This is a genomic window from Marinomonas sp. NPDC078689 (assembly GCF_044542435.1).
GTDB classification, from domain to species: Bacteria; Pseudomonadota; Gammaproteobacteria; order Pseudomonadales; family Marinomonadaceae; genus Marinomonas; species Marinomonas arenicola.
The window spans coordinates 440,084-465,284 of record NZ_JBITUJ010000003.1 but is presented as its reverse complement, the minus strand read 5'-3'; the positions used below and the strand labels follow the sequence as shown (position 1 = coordinate 465,284).

Below are 25,201 nucleotides of genomic sequence, written 5' to 3'. Positions count from 1 at the left end.
CTATGTATTTGAGGGTGAAAGTATGTTGGATGTTGCTAATTTAAAGGTCAGCTATGGCCAAAGTGAAGTGATTCACGGATTGAACTTCACGGCGAACAAAAATGAAACCCTTGCCGTCATGGGGCGGAATGGTATGGGAAAAACTACCTTGTTCAAGTCTCTTATCGGACTACTACCGCTGAGTGAGGGCAGTATTCATATTGACGGTACAGATATTTCGAAATGTGAAAGTTACCAACGTGTCGAGAATGGCGTGGCTTATGTACCACAAGGACGAATGATTTTTCCCAATTTAACCGTACAAGAAAATATTGAAACGGGTATGGGGGTTTCAAAGCTCAAAGAAATACCCGATGACATTTTTGCCTTGTTTCCCGTGCTGCATGAAATGCGACACAGAAAAGGTGGCAATTTGTCCGGTGGTCAGCAACAGCAGCTTGCCATAGCTCGCGCGCTGGTAACCAACCCAAAAGTTTTGCTATTAGATGAACCTACTGAAGGCATCCAGCCATCTATTATTAAAGATATTGCTAATGTTCTAAATGAAATCAAGAAGATGCGTGAAATTACCATCATTGTTTCTGAACAAGTATTGAGCTTTACCATGGCAGTAGCTGATCGAATTATCGTGATAGATAAGGGGAACTTTATCCACGAAGACCTAAGAGAAGATGTCGATACTGACAAAATCAAAGGGTATTTATCCGTCTGATATGTTGTGTGATATCACACGTTATAACAGGCAATTTTTGGAAAAACGGAAAGACAAGAAGTGATTTAATTTACCTAAGGAGTCTCAAAATGGCTGAAACAATTATTAAAGTAAATCTGAAAGAATCTCCGTACACCAACGATAAAATACACAATCGTTGGCATCCAGATATTCCTATGGCATCTATGGTAAAGCCGGGCGACGACTTTATTGTGGAATGTGTTGATTGGACGGGTGGGCAAATTAGCAATAATGACTCGGCTGATGACGTACGCGATGTAGATTTAACTCAGGTACATTTCTTATCGGGCCCAGTTGGAGTAGAAGGTGCAGAGCCGGGTGATTTGTTGGTGGTTGATATTCTGGATATTGGCACCTTTGATGAAAGTCAGTGGGGTTTTAACGGTTTTTTCTCGAAACAAAATGGCGGTGGCTTTCTAACTGAGCATTTTCCTGAAGCACAGAAATCGATTTGGGATTTTAAAGGTATGTTTACCAGCTCGCGTCATATTCCAGGTGTAGAGTTTGCCGGCATGATTCACCCAGGCTTGATTGGCTGTTTGCCCTCTAAGGATATGCTGGAAGAATGGAATACCCGTGAAAAAGGTTTATATGAGACCGAGCCAGATCGCGTGCCTGAGCTTGCGACCTTACCTTATGCAGAGACAGCTCACATGGGTAAAATGACTGGGGATGACAGAGATAAAGCAGCGGCTGAAGGTGCCAGAACAGTACCACCACGTGAGCATGGTGGTAATTGTGATATCAAAGACTTATCTCGCGGTTCTAAAGTTTATTTCCCAGTGTATGTTAAAGATGCTGGCTTGAGTGTAGGTGATCTCCACTTTAGCCAAGGGGATGGCGAAATCACCTTTTGTGGCGCGATTGAAATGGCTGGCTGGATACACATGCGAGTCAATTTAATAAAAGGTGGCATGGAAAAATACGCAATCAAAAACCCAATATTTAAGCCAAGCCCGATTACACCAAAGTATGATGACTATCTAATCTTTGAGGGTATTTCAGTTGATGAAAGTGGTAAGCAACATTATTTAGATGTACACATTGCTTATCGTCAAGCCTGTTTAAATGCTATTAAATATCTGGCCAAATTTGGTTACACAGAAGCCCAAGCCTACGCCATATTAGGATGCGCACCAGTGCAAGGTCATATTAGTGGCGTGGTGGATATACCAAATGCTTGTGCGACCTTGTGGTTGCCAACGGATATATTTGAGTTTGATGTGCAGCCAAATGCCGATGGACCGACGGTGCACTTGGATGGCAGTATTGATTTGCCACGTTCAGCTGATAAAAAATAAGGAGGCAATGCACCATGCCTATTTATGATTTTAAATGTACTAAACATGGGCTATTTCATGAGCTGGTGGCGATGGAAAAAGCAGGAGATGCTTTTCCTTGCCCTCAGTGTGGCGTGAAATGTATGCCGGTGATTTTAGTTGCACCTTCAGTATTGTCGATGTCTCCTGAGTCTAAAAAAGCTATGGATATTAATGATGAGGCACGACATAGTCCTATTATCTCCACGGTTGATTCGCGAGCAGAGGCAGATGATAGGAAGCAGTTCGACTTACGCAAAGGACAGAAAGCGAGTAGTTGTGGCTGTTCTGAGCATAGATCCGAACAAAATGCGCTTAAAAAACAAGTCGTTTACTTACCCGATGGCAGTAAGGTGTTTCCATCGCAACGTCCTTGGATGATTAGCCATTAGATATGAAGGAAAAAGCCAAAAAACCTAATACATGAAGTGATGCTTGTATTAGGTTTTTTTGTGAATTTGATAAACATAATCGTGCGAAAATACGGTAATCTGAATCCTGCTTAAGTCGTAAGGCGGAAGTATAGAGAAGGCAATTTTTCAGGTAAACGTTCGAGACTGTCTATCATGACCAGATTACGTTTTCCAAAAATACGAGTTAGATCATGACTCACGCCAGAATCGAGTCCCACACACAAAACATTGATCCCATCCAACGCTAATTCATGAATCGCACGTCGCGCATCCTCTATAAGGTAATGAGGGTCACTTACGTCAATATCGGCAGGTTCACCATCGGTTACTACCAACAGTAAACGTCTATGGCTGTGTTGCTTTTTTAGGTCTTGAGCTGCGTGCCGTATTGCTGCGCCCATGCGAGTCGAGCCACTTGCTTGCAGACCGGCTAAACGAGCTTTTGCCAAGTGATCGTATGGCTTGTGAAAATCCTTGATTCGGTAATAGTGAACATCGTCTCTTTTATTAGAGCTAAATGCTCCGATAGCGAATGGATCGCCTAGTCCAGAAATAGCGTGCGCCAACAGTGCCGTGGCTTGACGTTCAATCTCTAAGACACACTCATTAGAATCTACCACCTTATCGTTTGTCGATTCAGACACATCTATCAAAACCTGAATAGACAAGTCACGATGTTTTCTTTCAGAGCGAGCATATACTCTTGCATCAACCTCTTCACCAGATCTGCGACTAATAGTGGCCGTAATGCAGGCATCAATATCAAGAAATTCACCTTCTAACTGACGACGGACCTTTTGTGGTTGACTAATCTTGGTTGAACTCATTAAAGACTTAATTCGATTAACCATATAAGCCTGTTTTTGCAAAATATCATCAATGAGGTGAGCAGGTCCCAAAATAGGTGAGTGTTCAACGATAGTTGTCCATTCTGGTCTAGATTGTTCTGTCATGTAATCATATTCATGATAGCGCGCGACAGGTATGCCATCTTCTTCCAGTAGAGAAAAAGGTGTAGCATTATTCTCATCAATTTCATTCGTTTCTTCTCTGGTGTCAGGTTCCGAGTTGTCCATTTCATCTATATCAACATTACTTAGCAATTCATCAGCTTGTGTTGATTCAGAAGTATCTTGGTCTTCGACATCCCATAATCCCATGTTATCGTCTCGATAAGGCGGATCGACGACGTATGTTTTGGCATTGAATTGAATACGCATTTGTCCCAAATCGTTGGCGAGCAGACCACCTATTTTGCGACTAATGAAAGAGTCATGCCATTCGTCTTTATGGTCATAAAATAACTGTTTAGCCTTACAAACCCAAGGATTTGTATCGTCATAATTTGGATCTGCTAATGCTCGAGCAAGTCTAACAAACAAATGATTGGCCGTTTGTGCTCCTCTAGCTTTCGCAATATGAAAAGGCTTCCATAAATCCTGTAACCCAGGGAAGTCTTGTATGGCTAGATGTTCCACTCGAGCATCTTCAATCAAGGAAATCAGTGCAATTTGCAGTGGTTTAAGTTGGTCTACAGAGAAAGAGGTTCCTGAATAGGTGATATGTGCGCCAATATGTGCCAACGCTGCCCGATACAATTGATGGGCAATATCTCCTTGATACCCAGGGAAAGAAGAGGGCACGGTAATGAGGCCCAAACCAAAACCTGACCTTCTAACACGTTCGCCAGAAGCATGAATATGCTTTTCTCGTACTGGCAGGTGTATGTTCCAAAGAGCCCCTAAATAGGCTTTTGTTTCACGACTAATATCTGAAAAACTCATTGAACCGGCAGCATGTTCCAACCATTTTTGGGCTTGAGAATCTTCAAATGAAAAATAGCTAAGTCGCTTTTTGGGGTCAGAAGCACCAGCGCGGAGACCTGTTAGTAGCCAGCCTTCTAAATGAGATAAGCTGAGATGGGAAAGCAGATAGTCCATTCTATTCAGGACGAGAAAAGCCGATTCAGGGGCTAGTTTGATAACTTGCTCCATGAGTGTGAGCCAAGTATTTGCCAAAGAGGTATCATTATCGAATCGAATAGTAATTTTTAAACACTCGATGGAAAGCCGCTCAGCGGTTTTTTTGTCGGCTTTTATGGCGGCTAATGAAACCATGTCAGCAAGCTTTAGAACGCTATCTAGACCTAACCGTTGAAGAATGTCAGATGAATTTATAGCAAATGCTTGAGAAACGGTTGCCCCGTAACCGGCTTCCTCGATTTTATAGCAAGCGTCCAACCAAAGTGCTTTATCATGTTCTGAGTATTCAGGTTTTTCAATGTTGGTTACTTGTGAGAGTGATAATGTTTCGCTAGTGTCCGACCGTTCTATCATGATGTTTTATACACTTAAGAGGCGAGTTAAGTTATATGAGAGTGCCTCTCTAGAATTTCAAAGCACGATCATAGATTAGATATGAATACGTTAACCACAGGCTGCTACTGCATGTGATAGTGCTTTACGTATGTCTGGGTCGTCCGTAATCGGAAGTATGAGACCAAATTCACAGGCTTCATGTAGTGGAATACCGCGAGAAATAAGTTTACCAACATGAATAAGCATTCGAGTTGATGCCCCTTCGTCGAGACCGTGACCTTTTAGGTGACGGGTCTGCTCGGCAATGTTAACAAGCAATTTCGATGTTTTATCATCGACGCCTGATTCGTGAGCAATGATCTTGGCTTCTAATTCTGCGGTGGGGTAATGGCAGTCGATAGCACCGAAACGCTGTTTTGTAGATTCTTTTAGATCTTTAAGCACACTCTGATAGCCTGGATTGTAGGAAATCACGACTTGAAAATCTGGGTGAGCCGTTAGCATCTCATTCTTTTTTTCTAGAGGTAACACCCTTCGACTGTCTGTTAAGGAGTGAATGACGACGGTAGTATCTTGGCGAGCTTCGACAATCTCATCTAGATAACAAATTGCACCATATCTAGCTGCGAGCGTTAACGGCCCGTCTTGCCATACGGTTCCATTTGCATCCAGTAGATAACGACCAACAAGGTCTGAAGCTGTCATATCCTCATGACAGGAAACGGTGATTAATGGTTTCTGAAGCTTCCACGCCATGTACTCGACAAAGCGCGTTTTACCACACCCTGTGGGGCCTTTAAGCATAATTGGCATTCGGTCAGCATAAGCGGCCTCAAAGTGTTTAACTTCGTTACCAACCGCTAAGTAATAGGGGGCTTGGTTAATAAGATATTCGTTCAAATTCATAGTCTAGGCTCGATCGTAAAGTCTGTATAACACCCGCATGGATTGAAATTGAAAGAGTCGCTTTGTGCCGCTCCTCTTTCTATAAAAAAGTGTTCTTAACGATGTGATCCTGTTTTTTCATTAGGAATACCGTCGATCGGACATTCTTCTGTGCCTATGGTTGGTCGTGTTATTGCTTCAACACTTTCACGTGTTCCTTCGGGATCTGTGACCCAGTTCTTGTAAAAATCGAATGGACAAGCCGCGACGCCTTTATCACCTTCACCAGAGTTGATTTTACCTGTGTAGCCACGATGCAGTAATTTGAATAAGTGGTTTTGAGACTGACCATTCTTGCGGGCATCACGAATCATAGAGACGGACAATTGGCCGTATTGGATACCCATTTCTTCTTCCGCACAGGCACCTAACGTCCGACCATCGAAACCAATCAATGTGGAATGACCAAAGTAAGAATATACGCCATCAAATCCAGTGGCATTAGCCACCGCGACATAACAATTATTAGTCCATGCCATCGCTTTAGACATGAGTACTTGCTGATCTTTTGCTGGGTACATATAGCCTTGACAGCGAATGATCAATTCCGCACCTTTCATTGCACAGTCACGCCAAATTTCTGGGTAATTACCATCATCACAGATGATTAGGCTGATTTTCATGCCTTTTGGTCCATCATTTACATATGTGCAATTACCTGGGTACCAGCCTTCTATAGGTACCCAAGGCATAATTTTTCGATATTTCTGAACGATTTCACCTTTATCGTTCATCAAAATAAGTGTGTTATATGGCGCTTTATTTGGATGTTCCTCATGACGTTCACCAGTCAATGAAAATACACCCCAGACACCGGCTTCTCGACACGCTTCAGCAAAAATTTCTGTTTCAGCTCCGGGGCATTGGGAAGCTGTTTCATACATCTCTTTTTCGTCATACATGATGCCATGGGTACTGTATTCAGGGAAAACCACCAGATCCATGCCTGGTAACCCCATTTTCATTCCTTTAACCATGTCTGCAATTTTATGGCAGTTTTCTATGACTTCTTTTTTTGTGTGCAAACGTGGCATTTTGTAGTTAACAACCGCAACACCAACGGTATCATTGCTGCTCGAAATATCACCATGATACATATTCTTTACCTCATTGATTTAAATGGAAATTTAACTCGATAATGATTAAGGGTATGAACAAAAGAGTCTGTCTGCGAGGAGAGTTAGAGAGAATGAGCTCGAAACATCTTTCGTTTCTCATAGTGTATTGATTTCTAATTGCCGACAGCAATAGCGTGTTTCATAGTTCGAAATAGTGTATTTACGCTATTGATTGGAAGGTTTAATTTCTATAAAGCTGTGCCGTTTACTGAGACGTGGACTTACCTGCCTTGTTTTATTGGCGATGACTCTAGAGCGCTGCAAAAAGTCGATATAGATATACATCACCAAAGCACAGATCTTTGGGTAATGACCCACAAAGATTTGCAAAACTCCGCTAGGGTAAAAGTGTTTTTAGACTTTATGAAAGAAGCGATAAAGGCGGATTTCAATCGACTCTCTGGTTTTGTTAAATAGGGCATTGCTCGCGTTTGTTTTCTAATGCGGCACACCTACACAGATGAGTGGGATCATACTGGAGAGGGGCGTAGTTGGCTTAGGGGAATAAAGCCAAAAAGCTGTGTTTGATGTAAGCCGAAGCAGCTGGAAGTAGCCCTGGTAAAAGAAAAAGCTAAGGCTCAGCTAGTACTCAAGAGATCTCAAATACGATGGTTCACAGAGATGCTCACGTAGGCCAAGCAGTTATTTTCGAATAGGCTGTTACTCGATTGCGCCCTTGGTGCTTCGAAAAATAAAGTGCTTTGTCTGCTTGAGCGAGTAGGGAGTCTATAGTTGAGCTTTCTACTGTTTTTTCAGTAACTCCCATGCTAGCAGTAAAGTGAACTGGCGACTCTTCATGTGTTAGCTCGATCTGGCTGATTTTTAATCGAAGGCTTTGGGCAATATTGATTGCTTCATCTTCTCTAATATTGGGCAAAACTACAGCAAATTCTTCTCCGCCTAAGCGGCCGATGAGGTCGGCTGAGCGAAGGTTGTTTTTCAGCGTATCTGCAAAGGTTGTCAGGGCTTTATCGCCTAGGGCATGACTATAGGTGTCGTTGAGGCTTTTAAAGTTATCGAGATCAATCATAATCAAGCTCAGTGAATTTTCTTGTTTCTCAGCCTGATCGAGTAGTTGCTTTCCAGAGTCAAAAAACGCACGGCGATTGCAGAGTTGAGTAAGTGGGTCGCTATACGCTAACAACTCGGCCTTTTCCTTGGCCAATTCAAGATCTCGAGTTCGAACTTTAACCTTTTCATCCAGCTCTTGGTTTAGCTCCAGCAATTCATGTTGCTTCTTGTTGACCCGTTCAATCATTTTGTTATAGCTGTCTTTTAGAACGAGTAATTCATTTTCTTCAGTCCAGTTAATGTCTAAATCTATTGGTTTTGGTGATTGTGTGTCTTGTTGATGGATCTTGACAGTGAACTCTTTGAGCGGCTTGCCAAGGTATTTGTTAATAAAGAAATAGATAATAATCCACAGCATAAAAGTTTTGATAATAGAGTTAACTAAAATAAGAATGAAACCATATTTTAATCGCTCAAAAACTAGCTGGTCATTTGAGTAAAGAGTGACCGTACCTAATGGAATGTTCTGATCAAATGCCGGTCCTTGGTAATAAATTGGAAACTCGTGCTCGAAAAGAGCGTTAGAACCCAGTCCTGTGAGTGTTTGTTCTGTCGGTAGCCCTTTAGAATCGTAGTATTCCACCTGATGTTGCTTATTAAATACAGCACCGACTTGAAGGTCTATTTTGTGGTCAAGGGACTTTACTTTGACCCCAACCACGATAGGGAGGTTGTACATGCCCTGTAAAATAGACTGAAGTAACTCCTGATTATAAGTCCAAACAGAATCAGAGATTCCCTTGCCGAAGGTGGCCGGCAAGGTTTGAATTTCATCATAAAATTCTTTTTTTGTATTTTCGTACTCTTTATAAAGCTGTACTACGGTGACCAAAACCGCCACCAAAAAATAAACACCAAAGATAACCAGCAGTAGATGCAGGGCAATGGATCGACGGTAATGGTTAAACAACGATTGCATCTAGCAAGCCTTAGTTGTATACAGAAAACGATTGATTTATTGTTTTTGCCAATCTTGGATGCCATAACGCTCTAGTAGTTTCTCTAAGCGTCCATCTTTTCGCATTTTTAGCGTTTCTTCGGATACTATTTTGGCGTATTCAGCGGATTTAGGGTTCTTTGGTGAAAAGCTACTGTAGACATCAATCACCACATCGGTGTTACCGGAAACTTTAAGTTGATCAGCTTTGCCTATTTGTTTGGCTTTATATTCCAATACGCTTTTGTCTTCGATCACGGCGGTTAAGCGACCATTGATTAGCATTTCAAGTAATCTTTCTAAAGGTTTCTCACCGGTAATTGCCAGAACATTTTCAGGGTTTTGTTTGAAATAATCCATCACTACTGGATCAACATAGTCATATCCTTTAATCATGCCAATCATTTTTGCTTGCTCAAGGGATTCTTTGCCTGTGTAGCGCCAGTTCGAATTTTTCTGGCTAAAAAAGGTGCTGTTGCTCTTGCCTAGAGGAGAGTCTGGAAAAACAAAGTCGGGTGCTTCTTCTCTAAAGCAGGCCATAGTACCGTCCAGCTTGCCTTCTCTAACCAATTGCAGACCACGAGAATAAGATACTTCAACAAATTCTACTTTATGTCCTCTGGATGCCAAGGTTTCAACCAGCAAATCCCCAAGGTAGCCAACTTGGCCATGGTTTTGACTAGCGATGCAGTCGTAAGGGCACCATTCATCGGTGGCGATTCGCAACGTATCTGAAAAAGCGGAAGTAGAAAAAAGTGTAATAAAACCCACTAATAACACACTAAAAGTAAGAGGCTTCATTGCTTGGTTGTTTTGTGACAGCATAATTATTGTTCCAGTGCGATTGGCTTTTAACATTATATTAGTTTTACCGTCCTGCACACTTGATAGTCAGCAAAACGTGTATTATTTATGGGGAAATTCTTGTATTTTATCAATGCAACATACGATGTGGGCGAAATATTGTTTGTGGTTTGTTTCTCTATTAATAAAAGCATTAGTAAAATCGACGAATCCTGGTTAAAAAGCAATCAATCTGAAAGGGTGAGTATATGCTTTTTAATAGACTTCATGGTAGGAAGTATTTTATATTATTTTTTATAGCCTCTCTAACTTTCTTATCCTTAAATTCAGATAATAAGTGCGACACTGCTAATCAGGTGTAGAAGAAGCCAACTGCTGAAGTTGGTATGATTCTTCTTACCACAGAACAAAGCAGTACCTACATGAATTATCAGCAGTTGACCGAAGGTAAAAGTGTAGTGTTTGACAGAGATTACCAAGTGGGATTTAGCCGACGCGTACATTGTCCCGTCCTGAAATAGGTTTACACCTAGGAGACCTATTATGGGGACATCAAGTAATATCAAGCGTAAGCGTACACAACGTGATTATACAATGGGCTTTAAAATGCAGGTGGTGATGGTCGTCGAAAAAGGCGACATGACTTGTAAGCAAGCTCAAAAAATCTATGGCATCCAAGGTCGATCTACGGTGCTGACGTGGCTTCGAAAACACGACAAAATGGATTGGTCCACTACAATGAGGTTACCCATGTCCAAATAACCGAAGGCAAAAGAGACACCAGCCCAAACTATCAAAAGACTCGAGCGAGAGCTTGAAAATGAGCAATTGAGAAATCGTTTACTCAATACGGTGGTTGATATTCTCGATACTGAGCACGGAATGAATCTCAGAAAAGTATATAGCCAAGGAGCAAGGCGCCTTCAAGCTGAAGAAAAAATCAGTTTAAGTCGTTTTTGTCAGCTTCTTGGCATTAGTAGGCAAGCAGTATATCAACAAGAGCGGCGACAGTGAGTTCAAACACATAAGGAAAACTTTCCTTTCTCGCATGAATGAGTTGATGTCTTGGGGTCAACTAGAAGCGGCTATTGGGCTGTTTTATCCTAAACCAGGGAATGGCAAAAGACCTTATTTGCTATCAACCATGTTCCGCATTGACTGCATGCAACATTGGTACAACATGAGTGATCCATCGATGGAAGATGCCTTGTATGAGATCATGTCCATGCGCTTATTTGCTGACTTATCGTTAGATAAACCGATTTCTGATCACACTATCATCTTTGATTTTGTGCAAGCTTGGGGTTAAGGGTGTGAGGGGGTCTGTTACGTCCGTTTAAACTAAAAAGCTCGATAGATTCTAATAATCTATCGAGCTTTTCAAATTTGGCAGATGGCTAGCCATTATTTTTTGGCGTGGTAAGCCTTAGAAACTGCGTAGCTGTCTTCGAACCAGTTCCAGCTTTTTACCTTGCCGTTTTCAACATGAACTCGTACCGCCCAGCTGAACTTTCCAGTATCTACGCCCGATTTGTTAGCAATTGCACTCATCGTACCCATAAATACTGCTTGGTCACCACTTGCAAAACTGTAATCTGTCGACCAGCTAGTGACCTTTAGGCCTGCACCGAAGCGAGGCAGAAAAACGTTAAGCACAGTGTCTTTAGATTTCCAATTGCCAATCCACGGAATGCTAGAGTCACCTTCATTGTGCCAGACAAAATCGTCAGCCATTAATGATTGAAGTTTTTTCATATCGCCAGAGCCTGCTGCCCATAGGAATGCTTGAGCTGTTTCTAGCGTTTTAGCCGAGTCAACTGGTTTGGCGTTATCTGCGAAAGCTGGTGTTAGTTGGAAAAATGCCAATAGTGTCGCTAGACCAATTAGTAAATTCTTCTTAAACATCTTTTTCTCCTGATTGTCAGTTTTACATTTTTAATGTGTTGATATGAATATTATGCCTGTGCTATTTTTTTGTATATTCCCTAATTAAACACATATGGTATGCAAAAATGCACAGCTTGCGATGGAGCGATCTGCAATATGTTCTAGCGGTAGCGAATGAAGGCTCGTTATCTGCCGCAGCGAGAGCACTTGGTGTCAATCACAGTACTGTATTGCGGCGTCTTGAGGCGTTTGAGTATCGCCATAAAATACGCGTTTTTCATAAACTCTCTGCGGGTTATAAATTAACGGTTGAAGGGCAACAATTATTAGAGTCAGCTTTGGTGGTGGAATCCACCGTGAAAGCTCTAGAGCATAAAATCTTTGGTCAAGAAATGAAGCTAGAAGGGACGCTAAGATTGACCACGACAGACGCTTTGTCGCGTTTAGTCTTGAGCACGCATCTAGCCGCTTTTCATCAACTCTACCCAAAGATTCAGTTGGAGCTAAGCCTGACTTCTCGTCGCTTAGATATTTCGCATTTAGATGCAGATGTTGCCATTCGTCCTGCTAGTGAGCTGCCAGAAACCTTAGTTGGTAGTAAGTTATGTAAAATAACGTTTGGGGTATATGGGGCACCTGACTATATCAATAGTTTGCAGGGCAAACATCCGATTGAGTCTGCAGCGTGGTTAGTAATGTTTCAAGGCAGTGCTTCTTTGCAGATTTCAAATTTAATTTCACAAGAAAAAATACTAATGAAAGCCGACTCTTTTGAACCTTTGGTCATGGCTGCTGAAAATAAAATGGGGTTGGCTTACCTGCCTTGTTTTGTTGGAGATGACTCTAGATCGCTACAAAAAGTCGATATAGATATACAGCACCAAAGCATAGACCTTTGGATAATGACCCACAAAGATTTGCAAAGCTCCGCTCGGGTAAAAGTGTTTTTAGACTTTATGAAAGAAGCAATAAGAGGGGATTTAAATCGGCTTTCTGGTTTTGTTAAATAGTACGTTTGAGCATTCGCTTTCTAATTCAGTGCCTAAACAGGTAAGTGGGGTCATACTGGAGAGGTGTCATAGCTGGCGTAGGAAGATTCGCTAGGCTTGAAAAGCGTATTTGCGTCGCTCTGGATACTCACTTCTTTTTGTCTGATACCACATTTCTCGCTTCGCCAGTATCCCAACATCAAGACCATACTGTCTCTGGTTTGGTGTCATAAACTTAATCCCGCTATGGCGATGTGCATGGTTGCAGCGATAAACAAATTCATTTACCGATATGCGTGATTCCTCTAATGATCTAAAACCTTCCACGGCCAACGTGGATGATACCTTATCGTTCTAAACAGTGACTCTGAGAGCAAGACGAATCATTATGGTGTCAGCCCTGCTTTTGACGTGTTGCTTATGGCATCGGGTTGGGTTTCTGGTTAAGGGGGAGCGCGCTAAAGAGTAGGGTGGTGTGGCTGAAATGCTGGAAACAGAATTAATATTGTTTTTTTAAATTAAAGTGTTGATTTAATAAGAATTTCACTTATAATTCGCGTCGTTGTCATCGAGGGCAGAATGAAATTTTCGCTTCTAGTTATAGATTGCTTAAAATTCAGATTGTATTCGTTGAAACTGGAGTGGTAGTTCAGTTGGTTAGAATACCTGCCTGTCACGCAGGGGGTCGCGGGTTCGAGTCCCGTCCATTCCGCCAATTACTTCTTTTCTTAAGGGAGTGAATTTGGCAAAGCGTTATTAGATATTTACTTTATCTAAAGTCGGGTGTGTAGCTCAGTTGGGAGAGCGTCGCCCTTACAAGGCGAATGTCGGGAGTTCGAACCTCTCCACACCCACCACTTACTAAACAGTGGGCTTATTGAAAGATAAGCAAGAGTTTTAGATTGTGTTGGAGTGGTAGTTCAGTTGGTTAGAATACCTGCCTGTCACGCAGGGGGTCGCGGGTTCGAGTCCCGTCCATTCCGCCAATTACTTTTGATAGGGTAAGTTGGTAAAGAAATACCATCATTATGATGGGGGTGTAGCTCAGTTGGGAGATTCATTTCCTAGCAAGGTGCAAAACACTGGGAGTTCAGAACTCCACATCTACGACGATGTAAAACCACTTTACTTTTTAAGTAAAGCGGGTGTGTAGCTCAGTTGGGAGAGCGTCGCCCTTACAAGGCGAATGTCGGGAGTTCGAACCTCTCCACACCCACCATTTATTCTTCGTTTCGTCTTTCAATTTCCTCGTTTATATAGCTTCTCGTAATTTCTATTTTTATAACTTTATAAATCTTATCTTTCCTGATATTCCATAAAAAAATCCTTGTTCACTAATATTTTTAAAAATTTCCATATGGCTAATTATTAACCACATCTGTAGCCAATCTATCTTAATGTATCTAAATTGTATTTTTCTTTATCTGCATAACTTCAAGCTTATTTGGATGAGTTGATGCTTAGTCGTGCCTTGTTCTTATTGTCGTTACATCAACACCTAACGCTTAGCTAATGTCACGGTAAGAGCACGGTTTACTCGTTGAAAAATACAATGGCTTCCTTTGCTCACTTTTTCTGACTGTCAGGCTTTGTTATAGCGGTGTTATTTTTTGGTGAGGTCCCCTGTTAAATAGCTTTCTAGGAAGTAGCTTGTTTTAATCACATCAAGGGGCAGTTGGCCAGTTCTTTACTGAGCTGTGTTGCGGTTTGTTTCAGAATAGGGAGGTATTCATCTACCTTCTCTTCGGTAAATTTGAAGATCAATCCAGACACGCTAAGCACACCTTTTAGCTCTCCATTCTCGGTAATAACCGGCACAGCCAAAGCCGCCAGATCTGGGTTTCTTTCCCCTTGAGAAAGGTACCAGCCTTGTTGACGGGTGCGTTCCATCGTTTCGCCGTCCGCCCCGCTGAAGGCTGTTAAAACCATCCCCGCAGCGCCTTTGTCTAAAGGCAGTTCAGCCCCTTCGCTCAGCATATGAAATAACTCGCCAATGGCATTTTCTCGATATAAGCAAATGCGCTGGTTGCCGCTTTTTATGTAAAAGGCGGCAGTCTGATTAATTTGATCTCGAACAGATTGCAGCTGTGGGCGAATAACCACCTCGCTGTCAAAACTATTCTGATAAATCGAGCCTAATCGCCACAGAGAAGGGCCTAAGCGATAACGACCATCCTGCTGTCGCAATATATAGCCATAGGCTTCCAGTGATCCGATTAAGCGTAAAATGGTGCTCTTGTAGAAACCGGTGCTTTCCGAAATATCCTTTAAAGAGAGGATGCTGTTCTTATTGGTAAAAGAATTCAGCACATCGAGTGCTCGTTCAACTGCTTCGACTCTATCTTGCGCCATGATTCCTTGTCACTTCTTTTGTTTGTTGCGCTGATTTTATCACAAGACTAATGCTTGCAAAATATTTTCGCGTTCTTTATAGTGGAACCATGTTCTACTGTGAAGAATTACATTCTGATCAATAATAATAAGATTTGGTGATGAAAAATGCATAACTCCCTTTCAGATATACGTGTTCTCGATTTAACGAATGTTTTAGCCGGTCCTTTTTGTTGTCAGCAAATGGCGCACATGGGGGCAGATGTGATCAAGGTAGAAGTGCCGAATTCAGGGGATTTAGCTCGTCAATTAGGCGCGGATCAAGCCTTGAATGACAAAAAAATGGGCATCTCTTTTTTGGCGCAAAACAGTGGTAAACGTTCGATATCCCTAAATTTAAAGTCTGCCAAAGGCAAAGCTGTGTTGCTTAAGCTAGTCGCCACGGCGGATGTATTAGTGGAGAACTTCAGACCGGGAGTGATGGACCGTTTAGGCCTTGGATACGAGGTGCTTAAAGAGGTGAACCCCAAGCTTGTTTATTGCGCTATATCTGGCTTTGGTGCCGATGGTCCTATGGTCAAACAACCTGCCTATGACCAAATTATTCAAGGTCTATCTGGTGTGATGAGCATTACAGGAACGCCAGAAAACGCCCCTTATCGAGTGGGTTATCCTATTTGCGACACCATTGGCGGAATGACTGCTGCGTTTGCCATTTCTTCTGCGTTAGCGGGCCGTGCCTCGTCTGGTGCCGGCTGTAATATTGATGTGTCACTACTCGAATCGACCATGGTCACCATGGGCTGGGTGGTTTCGAATTATTTGATCGGTGGTCAAGAACCCGTGCCAATGGGGAACAACAACTTCACCGCCAGTCCTTCAGGCACCTTTAAGACAAAACAGGGGCTGATCAATTTAGCCGCCAATAAGCAGGAGCAATTTGAAGCAATCTGTCATGCCATCGAACGCCCTGACTTGATCGAAAATCCTGACTTTACGCTGCGTGAGAAGCGATTGCAGAATCGCCAACAGCTGACAGATGTGATTGAGCAGGCTTTTTCTCACCATTCAGCGGTGTACTGGGAAGCAAAGCTAAATTCCGTTGGCGTCCCTGCTGGTCGAGTGTTGACCGTGCCAGAAGCCTTGGAACTAGAACAAATCAAATTTCGCGATTTGGAAATGGAATTTTGCAATGTGCCTGATATTGAGCGGGATATTAAGGTGGTTAAGACTGGCTTCAAAGTCAATAACAGCCGTCCAGGAGCCTCATTCAGACCGCCACTATTAGGCGAGCACACCACGGATATTTTGAACGAACTTGGCTACGTAGAAACAGACATTGCTGACATGCAGAAGGAAGGTTGTATATGACTATTCATAGACCCACAGAGGGCATAGGTAAAGACGTCGCGGATTGGTGGCAGACCGACATTATTGATATGACCCCCGGCGAGATTCGTTACCACGGTTATCCGATTCAAGAGTTGATCGGCAATTTATCCTTTTCTGAAATGATTTGGCTGATGGTACGCGGCGAGTTGCCGACCCATGATCAAGGCTTGTTATTAGATGCGGCGTTAATGTCAGCGGTAGACCACGGCCCGCAGGCACCAAGTATTGCCATTGCGAGAATGGCAGCCACTTGCGGTGTTGGGTTAAACAATGCAATGGCTTCTGCGGTCAATGTTCTGGGCGATGTGCATGGTGGTGCAGGAGAGCAAGCCGTGGCTATTTATCAAGAAATAGCACACCTCATGGACAGCGAAAATGCGTCGCTAAAAACAGCCACTGAAGAAGTGCTGGATGCTTATATCGAAGAGAATGGCAAGTATATCCCCGGTTTTGGCCATCGTTTTCACCCAGTAGACCCAAGAGCGCCTGCGTTACTTGAGTTGGTGAGAAAGTACGCGAATGGCGCAGACATCTCTGGGCGTTATGCTGACATTGCTGAGTCTATTGAACAGGTGATGGAACAGCGTAAAGGGAAGAAAATTCCGATGAATATTGATGGCGCCACCGCCATTATTTATGCGGAGTTGGGCATGCCAGCGGAGTTGGCGAGAGGCTTGTTTTGTCTGTCTAGGTCAGTGGGCATTTTGGCACACGCTTGGGAGCAAACCTGTCAAGGGGGTCGTAATAAAGGCCCGATCCCGCGCAATCTCTTATGGACGTATACAGGGAAAGAGCCACGCTCATATCAGCGCAATGACGCCGTGAATGAGTCGATGGCGAGCACTAAAGAGTAAGTGTTAGCAACCGGAAGGCGGCTTACTCACAATAGAATTTTGATATCAAAGTACAACAAAAACAAAAAATAGGTGATCCTAATGCGTAATAAAATGTCGATAAAATCCGCACTCATCTCAGGCGCTATCGCGTTAACCATTGCAGGCCAAGTGCAAGCTTTTGAGCCAGCTCGTAGTGCGAAATGCATTGCACCCGCGAACCCAGGTGGTGGTTGGGACTTTACTTGTCGCAGTGTTGGCAAGGTGTTGGTAGATCAAAACTACATCAAAGGTAATGTACAAACTGTCAATATGAGCGGTGCAAGCGGCGGTGTGGCTTTTGCCCATACTGTTAGTAAACGTGCCACCGATGAGAACCTTATTGTGGCAGCAAGTACCGCGACAACAACACGTCTCGCCCAAGACCAGTTTCCTGGTTTAAACGCGGATCAAGTGAGATGGGTTGGCACATTAGGGGCCGATTATGGTGTGATCGCCGTTTCTAACAATTCTAAATACAAAACCTTAAATGAAATGTTAGACGCGCTTAAAAAAGACCCTACGTCGGTTAAATTTGGTGGTGGCAGTGCGTCTGGCGGCTGGGATCATTTGAAAGTGTTATTGACCGCTAAGGCTGATAACGTCACTGATTTACCGAAAATCCGTTACCTTGCTTTTAGTGGCGGTGGCGAAGCGTTAGTGCAAGTCGTTGGCGAGCACATAGATGCTTTCACCGGTGATGTTTCCGAAATCAAAGGCTTTATGGAATCTGGTGATATTCGTGTGTTAGCGGTCTTGTCAGAAGAACGTTTACCCGCTCCGTTCAATACAATCCCAACGGCTTTAGAGCAAGGTGTGAGTTCCATTGCGCCAAACTGGCGTGGTTTTTATGCACCGGGTAAGGCCAGCACAGAGTCTTATGATTGGTGGGTGAACACCATGAATGAGCTGTATAAAACGCAAGAATGGAAAGACGTGATGACCAAAAATGGTCTGATGCCATTCCATAAATCTGGTAAAGATCTGACTCAATTTGTGGCCGATCAAACGCTTGAGATCGAGCTACTGTCTAAAGAAATTGGTCTTATTCGATAAGCAATCGATTTAAGGGAGAGCCTTCCGCTCTCCCTTACCTTTCTATTTATATTTCTATTTTTCATGATTTAACTTATTCGGAGCAGATGCATGCGTATTAATGACCGTGTGTTCGGCATATTCATGCTGGTCTTGGCAGTTGCCTATGGCTGGCAAGCGACTCAGTTTCCTATTCCTTTTGGTGGCAGCGAAAGCGTCGGGCCAGAAACCTTTCCCATCGTGCTTGCTATCTTTTTATCGATTAGCGCCATTTACCTAATGGTGAAGCCAGATCCTGATGAGAAATGGGCACCGGGGGCTATGTTATTGCAGCTAGCCAGTGTCGCCGTTGCCTTATTAGCGTTTGCTTGGGCGATTGATGAAGTCGGATTTATTCCTTCTGCGATTCTTATGGTGAGCTTTATTAGCTGGCGCATGGGAGCAAGCCTTAAAAACAGTCTGATGACGGGGGTGATTAGCTCGGTAGTCATCTTCTTATTGTTTAATTATGTCTTAGAACTGGCATTACCTCTTGGTATTTTGGAGCTGTAACCATGGAAACAATGAGCTTATTAATGCAAGGCTTCGCCGTGGCGCTAACGCCAGAAAGCCTGATGTATGCCATTATCGGTTCCATCTTGGGAACGCTAATTGGTGCGCTGCCTGGCTTAGGGCCATCAAATGGTGTGGCGATATTAATTCCACTGGCTTTTAGCCTAGGTTTATCGCCAACGTCCTCGTTGATCTTACTTACATCGGTTTACGCTGGCGCTATGTACGGCGGCCGTATTTCTTCTATTTTGCTGAACATTCCGGGTGATGAGCCGGCCATGATGACCTGTTTAGACGGTTATCCGATGGCACTAAAAGGCAAGGCGGCTGAGGCACTGGCCATTTCTGCTGTGGCGTCTTTTATCGGCAGTTTGATTGCCACCATAGGTTTGGTTATTTTGGCGCCTATTTTAGCGAAATTTGCCTTAAGGTTCGGTCCCTCAGAATATTTTGCTTTGTTTGTCTTGGCGTTTGCGACCCTCGGTGGCGTGACGGGTAAAAATCAATTTAAAACCATTATGGCCGCGGCCATTGGCTTGATGATTGCGACCGTCGGCATTGATTTATCAACGGGTGTTCAGCGTTTTACTTTTAATATGTTAGAACTCTATGAAGGGGTCGATTTTATTATCGCCATTGTAGGGTTGTTTGCTATCAGTGAGTTGTTCTTCTTTTTAGAGCGTCACGCGGGCGACGGCATGAAGCAAGTCGCACTGAATAAATTAAAGCTCAAAGCGAGCGACATTATTGCCGTGTTGCCAGCGTCTATTCGCGGTGGGATTTTAGGCTTTATCGCCGGTGTTTTACCAGGCGCTGGGGCTTCTTTGGGCTCATTTATTAGCTATTCGTTAGAGAAAAAATTGTCTGATAAGGGCGAATTTGGTAAAGGAGACCCGAGAGGTGTCGCTGCGCCAGAGTCAGGAAACAACGGTGCTGCATCAGGTGCCTTGGTGCCTATGTTGACGCTTGGTGTACCTGGTAGTGGCACCACGGCGGTGTTACTGGCCATGTTAATCTCTCTCAATATTTCCCCAGGCCCTATGCTGTTCCAGCAAAATGCTGACTTGGTGTGGGGGGTGATTGCCGCTATGTTCGTTGGTAACCTAGTGCTCTTGTTGTTGAATATTCCTATGATAGGAATATTCGTGAAGCTGTTGAGTATTCCGCCTAAATACCTCATGCCGGTGGTTATCTTGATCGCTTCTGTTGGTATTTATGCGGTCAGCCACAGCGCCATTGATTTGTACTTTATGGTGGGCTTTGGCGTAATGGGTTATGTTCTGCGTAAGGTAGATATCCCACTGGTGCCAGTTATTTTGGGTATGTTGCTTGGGCCTGAGATGGAGAAAAATCTACGTCACGCATTGGTTTTATCGGATGGTGACTGGATGTCTCTACTAAACAGTGGTTTGAGTATTGGTTTATGGGTGGTGTCTATTTTAGGCTTGCTGCTACCTATTGTGATCGGGCCGATCATTCGCTCTAGAATGTCAAAATCGAAGGCTTAACTTTTGCTGTCTAAAGGTAAAGTAGGGTAATAAAAAAGGCATTAGGGCTTAAGCGCTAATGCCTTTTTAACATTGAACTCTTTGATCCTGCTCTTTTTTCCCTGAGCACTTTTATCTAAACACTATTTTCTAAGCACTTTAATGACGGAGTAATCCGTGGCAGGCCTGATGATTAGTAAGGTGAATCTTCGAAGTAAAACTCAGCGGCATTCTCGTCAGTGACCAATTGGGCTCCTAAAATAATACGCGATGGTTCATTATAGAGATCACCCAGTTTTTCATGTTTGACGCCATGAACGGCCAATGCAATGCCTGACGCTATCATGGAAGGTGGGTAGGTCACCGTAGCGCGAACCATTTTATTGCTGTCCGACTTGATCATTTTAATGATGTCTTTGGAGCCAGCGCCGCCCAATACGGTTTTAATGTCAGTACGACCTGATTCTTCAATGGCTTTTAATACCCCTTTTAGCATGTCATCGTCTTGGCACCATACCGCATCAATTTTAGGGTACTTCTGTAGGAAGTTTTCCATCACAGCTAAGGCTTTTTGCGTAGACCAATCACCGGGTTGAGAGTCGAGGATTTTGATGTTTGGATAATCGGCCATTACTTCGTTGAACGCATCCACACGTTGCTTGTTGATGGGAATTTGCAGACCTTCAATGGAGACAATGTTGCCTTTGCCAGACATTTCTTTAGCGAGCCATTGAGCACCAACACGACCGAGTCCTGAATTATCTCCGGCAATGAAAATATTCTGTGCGGGATGAGCCAGTTCGCGGTCAACAACCACAGTATAGATGCCCTCGCCATAGGCTTCTTCGATCACTTTTTGTAGCGTGGCCGGGTTACTCGGCAAGATAACCAGCGCATCGATGCCTTTGACCATGAGATCCTCCACGTCGCCAACTTGCTTTGAGCCAGAGCTGGACGCTACCACGTAGAAGTCGATGTCTTTTTCTTTCATTTTGAAGTCGGCGGCGGCTTTATTGGCCCACCAAAGTAACCCTGCTGTCCAACCATGATCGGCGGATGGCACGCTGACTCCTATTTTATATTTTGCCGCATAGCTTGTACCAACAAAGGTGAAAATCAGCATAAACGCGACGACCGTTCTCATGATGTTATTTTTATATTTCATGAATACTCTCTCCAGTGATATTAATGTTTAACGAGTAGAACGAAAGGTTTTACTCGCATCATTTCCTTCTTTTTATGGCGAATACTCGTTGCGGTAATCGCACTTTAGCGATCGCCTTTAAACTGCACTAAGACCGCTATCAAGATGACGAGCCCCTTCACCATGCCTTGTAAGTAAGGCGAAATCCCCATTAAATTCAGCATGTTATTAATGATGCCTAAAATGATAACCCCGATGACGGTTCCCCAAATGGTGCCTTTTCCCCCGGACAAAGCCGTGCCGCCAATGACGACCGCAGCAATCGCATCCAATTCATAAAAAATGCCCGCATCACTAGGGCTGATGGAATTTAGCCGAGAGGCCAATAAAACAGCAGAAATACCCACAGACGCGCCAGCAATAACAAAAGTCATAAAATAGACCCAGCGAACTTTGATGGCCGAATAAGACGCGACTTTTGCATTGGAGCCGACGGCACAAACATGACGACCAAAGGCGCTGTGTTTTAACAAAATATGATAAATAATGGCCAATAGAAGAAACACCCAAACAGGATAGGGGGTGCCCCATAAATAGCCGCCGCCAATGTCTGAAAAGTGCGCGTTTGTCGAGACCATTTCACCCGCATCGCTGATGTACAGTGCCATCGAGCGGAAAATAGACATGGTGGCAAGAGTCGCAATAAAAGAAGCCACTTTACCGCGGGTAATCACCAGCCCATTCAGCGCGCCAAAAACGCCACCCAAGGCAATCGCCGAAGAGATCGCCATAGCAACCGCCCACCAACCGTCTCCCGCGCCATTGATGATCATAATGGTGAGCACTCCGACGACGGCGACCATAGAGCCAACCGATAAATCGATACCGCCAGCTATGATCACAAAAGTCATTCCGAGCGCTATGATTCCGGTGTAGGACACTTGTCTTAGCACATTGGTAATATTGCGCGGCATCAAGAAGCTTTCGCTCGCAATAGACGAAAAAAGAATCAACAAAAGTAACGCAATCAAGGGTGCATACGCAGCAATGTTAAGTCGTTTTAAGCGGGTCATCATAGGAGCGGGTTCGAGCTTTGCCATAGTGAATCCTTGTTTCTTTTTATTGTTATGTGTCGTGGTTATTTGATTTGAACGCTAGCCGCTAGGCTTGCTTCATTGTTTTTAATCCTGCGGCGTAATACATGATTTCTTTTTCATTAATCGCATCGCCCGTAAGCTCACCCATAATCTCACCAGAACGCATCACTATGACCCGATGAGACAAACCAATGACTTCTTCTAGCTCAGAGGAAATCACAATAACGGACACGCCTTGTTCTGTTAAAGAGTGAATGAAATGGTAGATTTCCTTTTTGGTGTTTACGTCGATGCCACGGGTTGGCTCATCGAGAATGAGAATGTTCGGGTGGGTGTCCATCCATTTAGACAAATACACTTTTTGCTGATTACCGCCGCTAAGATTAATCAGGTTGGTGTGCAAAGACGCCGCTTTGATATCAAAGCGTTTGACGTACTCTTGAGCGACTGCGTTTTCTTTTTTCTGTTGAATCAGCCCTCTAACATAAGCGGCCAAGGAAATTAGAGTGATGTTCTTTGGAATATCAAAGTTCATGATCAGCCCCTTGCCTTGTCTATCTTCAGACAAGTAGGCCAAATGGTAAGACACCGCATCCCGAATAGAGTGGATAGCGGCTGTCCGACCGTTTATTTCAATCTCCCCCGCGTCCTTTTTACGCAGCCCCATGACGGCTTCGGCGGTTTCCGTTCGACCTGCGCCAATCAAGCCAGCAAAGCCTAATACTTCGCCTTTTTTAAGCTCAAAGTTGATGTCGTTTAACACGCCTTTAATGGCTAAATGGCTCACTTTAAGCACCACTTCATCACTCGGTTCACTGCGAGCTGGGTAAATTTGATTCAGCTCACGGCCCACCATTTTTCTGGCCATGTCTTTTTCATTTATCTGCGATACATCGTCTAGGCTAACTAAGTGTCCATCGCGCAGAATGGCTAAGCGATCACACAGTAATTTTACTTCTTTGAGCTTGTGAGAGATAAAAATAATAGTGACGCCGCGCTGTTTGAGAGTGTTGACCAGCGCAAAAAAGATCTCTACTTCATGGTCGGTCAACACCGTGGTTGGTTCATCCATGATCAGAATACGCGAATCGTTCACCAGCGCCTTGGCGATCTCCACCATCTGTTTTTCTGCCACGCTAAGATGCTCCACCAAAGCATCTGGGCTAAGGTCTGTGGTCAATTCCGTTAGCAAGGCATGGGCTTTATCGCGCATCAGGGGTTTATTTAGCAGTAGTCCTTTTTTAATTTCATTGCCGAGAAAAATATTTTCAAACACGTTAAGAGTGCTGATCAGATTAAATTCTTGTGGAATCATCGCGATGCCCAAACGCTTTGCATCGGAGGTTGAGCGTATCTCTACCGTATTTCCATCGATCTTAATCTGGCCCGCTGTGAGCGGATAAATACCACTAATGATTTTCAATAAGGTCGATTTCCCCGCGCCGTTCTCCCCTAGTACACCAAGTACCTCACCAGCATAAATGTCCAAGCTGATGTTGTGCAGCACACGCACTCCTGAGAACTCTTTGACAATGTCACAGACCTGCATAATGGGTGGCGTCATGGTTCAGTCTCCTAAAGACGAATCAGTAGAAACGCTGGCTGCAAGAGGGCGCCATGCACTGTTATGAGCCGAGGAGGCAAGTACAGCGCTGATGAATTTCATGCCTTCCACACCATCATTAATGCTCGGAATAAAACCTTGAACGGATTGCACATCCGCGCCTGCGTCAATAGCGTGAATCGCAGCGGCGATGTCTACATATAGGTTTGCAAACCCTTCCAAATAGCCTTCAGGGTGCCCAGCCGGTATGCGAGAAAGACGATTGGCTTCTGCCCCCGCACCAGGACCTGCGCGGGTAATTCTTTGGCTGGGTTCGCCGAGTACAGAAAGCCACAACTCGTTCGGCGATTCCTGCGCCCACTCAAGCCCCGCCTTGTCTCCATAAAGGCGAATTCTCAGGCCATTTTCGTTGCCTGGCGCTACTTGGCTAGACCACAGCATGCCTTTGGCGCCACCATCAAAACGCAGCATAGTATGCACGTTATCGTCCACTCGACGACCACTGACAAAGGCGGTTAAATCCGCAGAGACTTGTTTTACTTTTTGTCCAGAAATGAAACAAGCCAAATTGAACGCGTGTGTTCCTATGTCTCCTAAACAGCCTGCTAAGCCGGATTTCTCCGGATCTGTGCGCCATTTTGCCTGTTTGTTGTCGGTGTTTTCGGCGTTTTCTGTTAGCCAATCTTGGGCGTATTCCACTTGAATAACACGCAAATCACCTAATACACCGGTATCTACCAAGTGTTTGGCGTGTCTCACCAAGGGGTAGCCTGTGTAATTATGAGTCAGAGCAAAAAATGCACCAGACTGCATGACAAGTGCTTTTAACGCTAAGGCTTCGTCTAAGTCTTTTGTCACCGGTTTGTCACAGATAACATGAATACCTTGCTCTAAAAATGCCTTGGCGACTGGATAGTGCATGTGATTTGGCGTGACAATAATGACGGCTTGAATGCCATCTTCTCGCTGTTTTTCTTGTTCCGCCATGGTTGTAAATGAAGAATAAGAGCGCGCTTTACTGATACCGATACGCAGTGCCGACGCCAACGCTCTGTCAGGGTCAGAAGAAAGGGCACCTGCCACCAGTTCAAAACCATCGTCTATTCGAGTCGCAATACGATGAACCGCGCCAATAAAAGCGCCATCACCACCGCCAACCATACCGATGCGAATACGTTTATGTTCCATTTTAT

Annotated in this window: 20 protein-coding genes, 4 tRNA genes and 3 pseudogenes; 15 read left to right on the top strand and 12 right to left on the bottom strand. The window is 44.0% G+C overall.

The window, feature by feature from the left end:
• Positions 1 to 22: 22 nt before the first annotated feature.
• The 3 genes from urtE (at position 23) to ACIGBN_RS08360 (ending at position 2,444) form a co-directional block, all read left to right on the top strand.
• Complete coding sequence (urtE, locus tag ACIGBN_RS08370; RefSeq protein WP_396664809.1) at positions 23 to 712, top strand: urea ABC transporter ATP-binding subunit UrtE; 690 nt, start codon at positions 23 to 25, stop codon at positions 710 to 712.
• Positions 713 to 801: 89 nt separating this feature from the next.
• Entirely contained in the window at positions 802 to 2,034 is a 1,233-nt protein-coding gene (gene fmdA, locus ACIGBN_RS08365) for a formamidase (RefSeq protein WP_396664787.1), read from the top strand.
• A gap of 14 nt (positions 2,035 to 2,048) precedes the next feature.
• Positions 2,049 to 2,444 carry a zinc ribbon domain-containing protein gene (locus tag ACIGBN_RS08360; protein ID WP_396664785.1) on the top strand — a complete coding sequence of 132 codons (396 nt, stop codon included), beginning with the start codon at positions 2,049 to 2,051 and terminating at the stop codon, positions 2,442 to 2,444.
• A gap of 110 nt (positions 2,445 to 2,554) precedes the next feature.
• Here ACIGBN_RS08360 and ACIGBN_RS08355 read toward each other — a convergent pair whose 3' ends face one another.
• From ACIGBN_RS08355 to ACIGBN_RS08335, 5 genes are all read right to left on the bottom strand, one after another.
• A complete protein-coding gene (locus ACIGBN_RS08355; protein WP_396664783.1) occupies positions 2,555 to 4,801 on the bottom strand; it encodes a nitric oxide reductase activation protein NorD in 2,247 nt (748 codons plus the stop codon).
• Between the two features lie 90 nt (positions 4,802 to 4,891).
• Positions 4,892 to 5,689 carry a CbbQ/NirQ/NorQ/GpvN family protein gene (locus ACIGBN_RS08350; protein WP_396664781.1) on the bottom strand — a complete coding sequence of 266 codons (798 nt, stop codon included), beginning with the start codon at positions 5,687 to 5,689 and terminating at the stop codon, positions 4,892 to 4,894.
• A 95-nt stretch (positions 5,690 to 5,784) separates the two neighbouring features.
• Positions 5,785 to 6,825 carry an aliphatic amidase gene (locus tag ACIGBN_RS08345; RefSeq protein WP_396664779.1) on the bottom strand — a complete coding sequence of 347 codons (1,041 nt, stop codon included), beginning with the start codon at positions 6,823 to 6,825 and terminating at the stop codon, positions 5,785 to 5,787.
• A gap of 646 nt (positions 6,826 to 7,471) precedes the next feature.
• Entirely contained in the window at positions 7,472 to 8,836 is a 1,365-nt protein-coding gene (locus tag ACIGBN_RS08340; RefSeq protein ID WP_396664777.1) for a diguanylate cyclase, read from the bottom strand.
• A 36-nt stretch (positions 8,837 to 8,872) separates the two neighbouring features.
• Complete coding sequence (locus tag ACIGBN_RS08335) at positions 8,873 to 9,679, bottom strand: substrate-binding periplasmic protein (RefSeq protein ID WP_396664775.1); 807 nt, start codon at positions 9,677 to 9,679, stop codon at positions 8,873 to 8,875.
• 522 nt (positions 9,680 to 10,201) lie between these two features.
• On the opposite strand from ACIGBN_RS08335, the pseudogene ACIGBN_RS08330 reads away from it, so the two are divergent.
• Positions 10,202 to 10,666, top strand: a pseudogene (locus tag ACIGBN_RS08330) (IS3 family transposase); the annotation flags it as partial.
• Positions 10,650 to 10,949, top strand: a pseudogene (locus tag ACIGBN_RS08325) (transposase); the annotation flags it as partial. The pseudogenes ACIGBN_RS08330 and ACIGBN_RS08325, both read left to right, overlap by 17 nt.
• Positions 10,950 to 11,062: 113 nt before the next feature.
• Here ACIGBN_RS08325 and ACIGBN_RS08320 read toward each other — a convergent pair.
• The gene (locus tag ACIGBN_RS08320; RefSeq protein WP_396664773.1) at positions 11,063 to 11,563 is read right to left on the bottom strand and encodes a nuclear transport factor 2 family protein; all 501 of its coding nucleotides are present in this window, start codon (positions 11,561 to 11,563) and stop codon (positions 11,063 to 11,065) included.
• A 107-nt stretch (positions 11,564 to 11,670) separates the two neighbouring features.
• On the opposite strand from ACIGBN_RS08320, the gene ACIGBN_RS08315 reads away from it, so the two are divergent.
• Positions 11,671 to 12,555, top strand: a complete 885-nt coding sequence (locus tag ACIGBN_RS08315; protein WP_396664771.1) for a LysR family transcriptional regulator — start codon at positions 11,671 to 11,673, stop codon at positions 12,553 to 12,555.
• Positions 12,556 to 12,669: 114 nt separating this feature from the next.
• Here the strand turns inward: ACIGBN_RS08315 and ACIGBN_RS08310 are convergent.
• Positions 12,670 to 12,905: pseudogene (locus ACIGBN_RS08310) on the bottom strand (IS3 family transposase); the annotation flags it as partial.
• Between the two features lie 267 nt (positions 12,906 to 13,172).
• Between ACIGBN_RS08310 and ACIGBN_RS08305 the strand changes: the two are divergent.
• The 4 genes from ACIGBN_RS08305 to ACIGBN_RS08290 all read left to right on the top strand — a co-directional run bounded on the left by ACIGBN_RS08305 (position 13,173) and on the right by ACIGBN_RS08290 (position 13,753).
• Positions 13,173 to 13,249 (top strand) — tRNA-Asp (locus ACIGBN_RS08305).
• Positions 13,250 to 13,315: 66 nt separating this feature from the next.
• A tRNA-Val gene (locus ACIGBN_RS08300) sits at positions 13,316 to 13,391 on the top strand.
• Positions 13,392 to 13,443: 52 nt separating this feature from the next.
• Positions 13,444 to 13,520: transfer RNA gene (locus tag ACIGBN_RS08295), tRNA-Asp, on the top strand.
• A 157-nt stretch (positions 13,521 to 13,677) separates the two neighbouring features.
• A tRNA-Val gene (locus tag ACIGBN_RS08290) sits at positions 13,678 to 13,753 on the top strand.
• 440 nt (positions 13,754 to 14,193) lie between these two features.
• Here the strand turns inward: ACIGBN_RS08290 and ACIGBN_RS08285 are convergent.
• Positions 14,194 to 14,886 (bottom strand): IclR family transcriptional regulator, encoded by a 693-nt coding sequence (locus ACIGBN_RS08285; protein ID WP_396664770.1) that lies wholly within the window; start codon positions 14,884 to 14,886, stop codon positions 14,194 to 14,196.
• A gap of 147 nt (positions 14,887 to 15,033) precedes the next feature.
• On the opposite strand from ACIGBN_RS08285, the gene ACIGBN_RS08280 reads away from it, so the two are divergent.
• The 5 genes from ACIGBN_RS08280 (at position 15,034) to ACIGBN_RS08260 (ending at position 20,224) form a co-directional block, all read left to right on the top strand.
• Positions 15,034 to 16,236, top strand: coding sequence for a CaiB/BaiF CoA transferase family protein (locus tag ACIGBN_RS08280; RefSeq protein ID WP_396664768.1), 1,203 nt, complete (start codon positions 15,034 to 15,036; stop codon positions 16,234 to 16,236).
• Positions 16,233 to 17,111 carry a citryl-CoA lyase gene (locus ACIGBN_RS08275; RefSeq protein WP_396664766.1) on the top strand — a complete coding sequence of 293 codons (879 nt, stop codon included), beginning with the start codon at positions 16,233 to 16,235 and terminating at the stop codon, positions 17,109 to 17,111. The genes ACIGBN_RS08280 and ACIGBN_RS08275 overlap by 4 nt, the downstream gene beginning before the upstream one ends.
• 81 nt (positions 17,112 to 17,192) lie before the next feature.
• Complete coding sequence (locus ACIGBN_RS08270) at positions 17,193 to 18,185, top strand: Bug family tripartite tricarboxylate transporter substrate binding protein (protein ID WP_396664764.1); 993 nt, start codon at positions 17,193 to 17,195, stop codon at positions 18,183 to 18,185.
• 90 nt (positions 18,186 to 18,275) lie between these two features.
• Positions 18,276 to 18,716, top strand: coding sequence for a tripartite tricarboxylate transporter TctB family protein (locus ACIGBN_RS08265; RefSeq protein WP_396664763.1), 441 nt, complete (start codon positions 18,276 to 18,278; stop codon positions 18,714 to 18,716).
• Positions 18,717 to 18,718: 2 nt separating this feature from the next.
• Positions 18,719 to 20,224, top strand: a complete 1,506-nt coding sequence (locus ACIGBN_RS08260; RefSeq protein WP_396664761.1) for a tripartite tricarboxylate transporter permease — start codon at positions 18,719 to 18,721, stop codon at positions 20,222 to 20,224.
• 172 nt (positions 20,225 to 20,396) lie between these two features.
• On the opposite strand, the gene ACIGBN_RS08255 is transcribed toward ACIGBN_RS08260, so the two are convergent.
• From ACIGBN_RS08255 to ACIGBN_RS08240, 4 genes are all read right to left on the bottom strand, one after another.
• Entirely contained in the window at positions 20,397 to 21,368 is a 972-nt protein-coding gene (locus tag ACIGBN_RS08255) for a substrate-binding domain-containing protein (RefSeq protein ID WP_396664759.1), read from the bottom strand.
• A gap of 104 nt (positions 21,369 to 21,472) precedes the next feature.
• Positions 21,473 to 22,447: an ABC transporter permease gene (locus ACIGBN_RS08250; RefSeq protein ID WP_396664757.1), complete on the bottom strand. Its 975-nt coding sequence runs from the start codon at positions 22,445 to 22,447 to the stop codon at positions 21,473 to 21,475.
• Positions 22,448 to 22,508: 61 nt separating this feature from the next.
• Positions 22,509 to 24,008, bottom strand: a complete 1,500-nt coding sequence (locus ACIGBN_RS08245; RefSeq protein ID WP_396664755.1) for a sugar ABC transporter ATP-binding protein — start codon at positions 24,006 to 24,008, stop codon at positions 22,509 to 22,511.
• 3 nt (positions 24,009 to 24,011) lie between these two features.
• Entirely contained in the window at positions 24,012 to 25,196 is a 1,185-nt protein-coding gene (locus ACIGBN_RS08240) for a Gfo/Idh/MocA family protein (protein ID WP_396664753.1), read from the bottom strand.
• Positions 25,197 to 25,201: the final 5 nt, after the last annotated feature.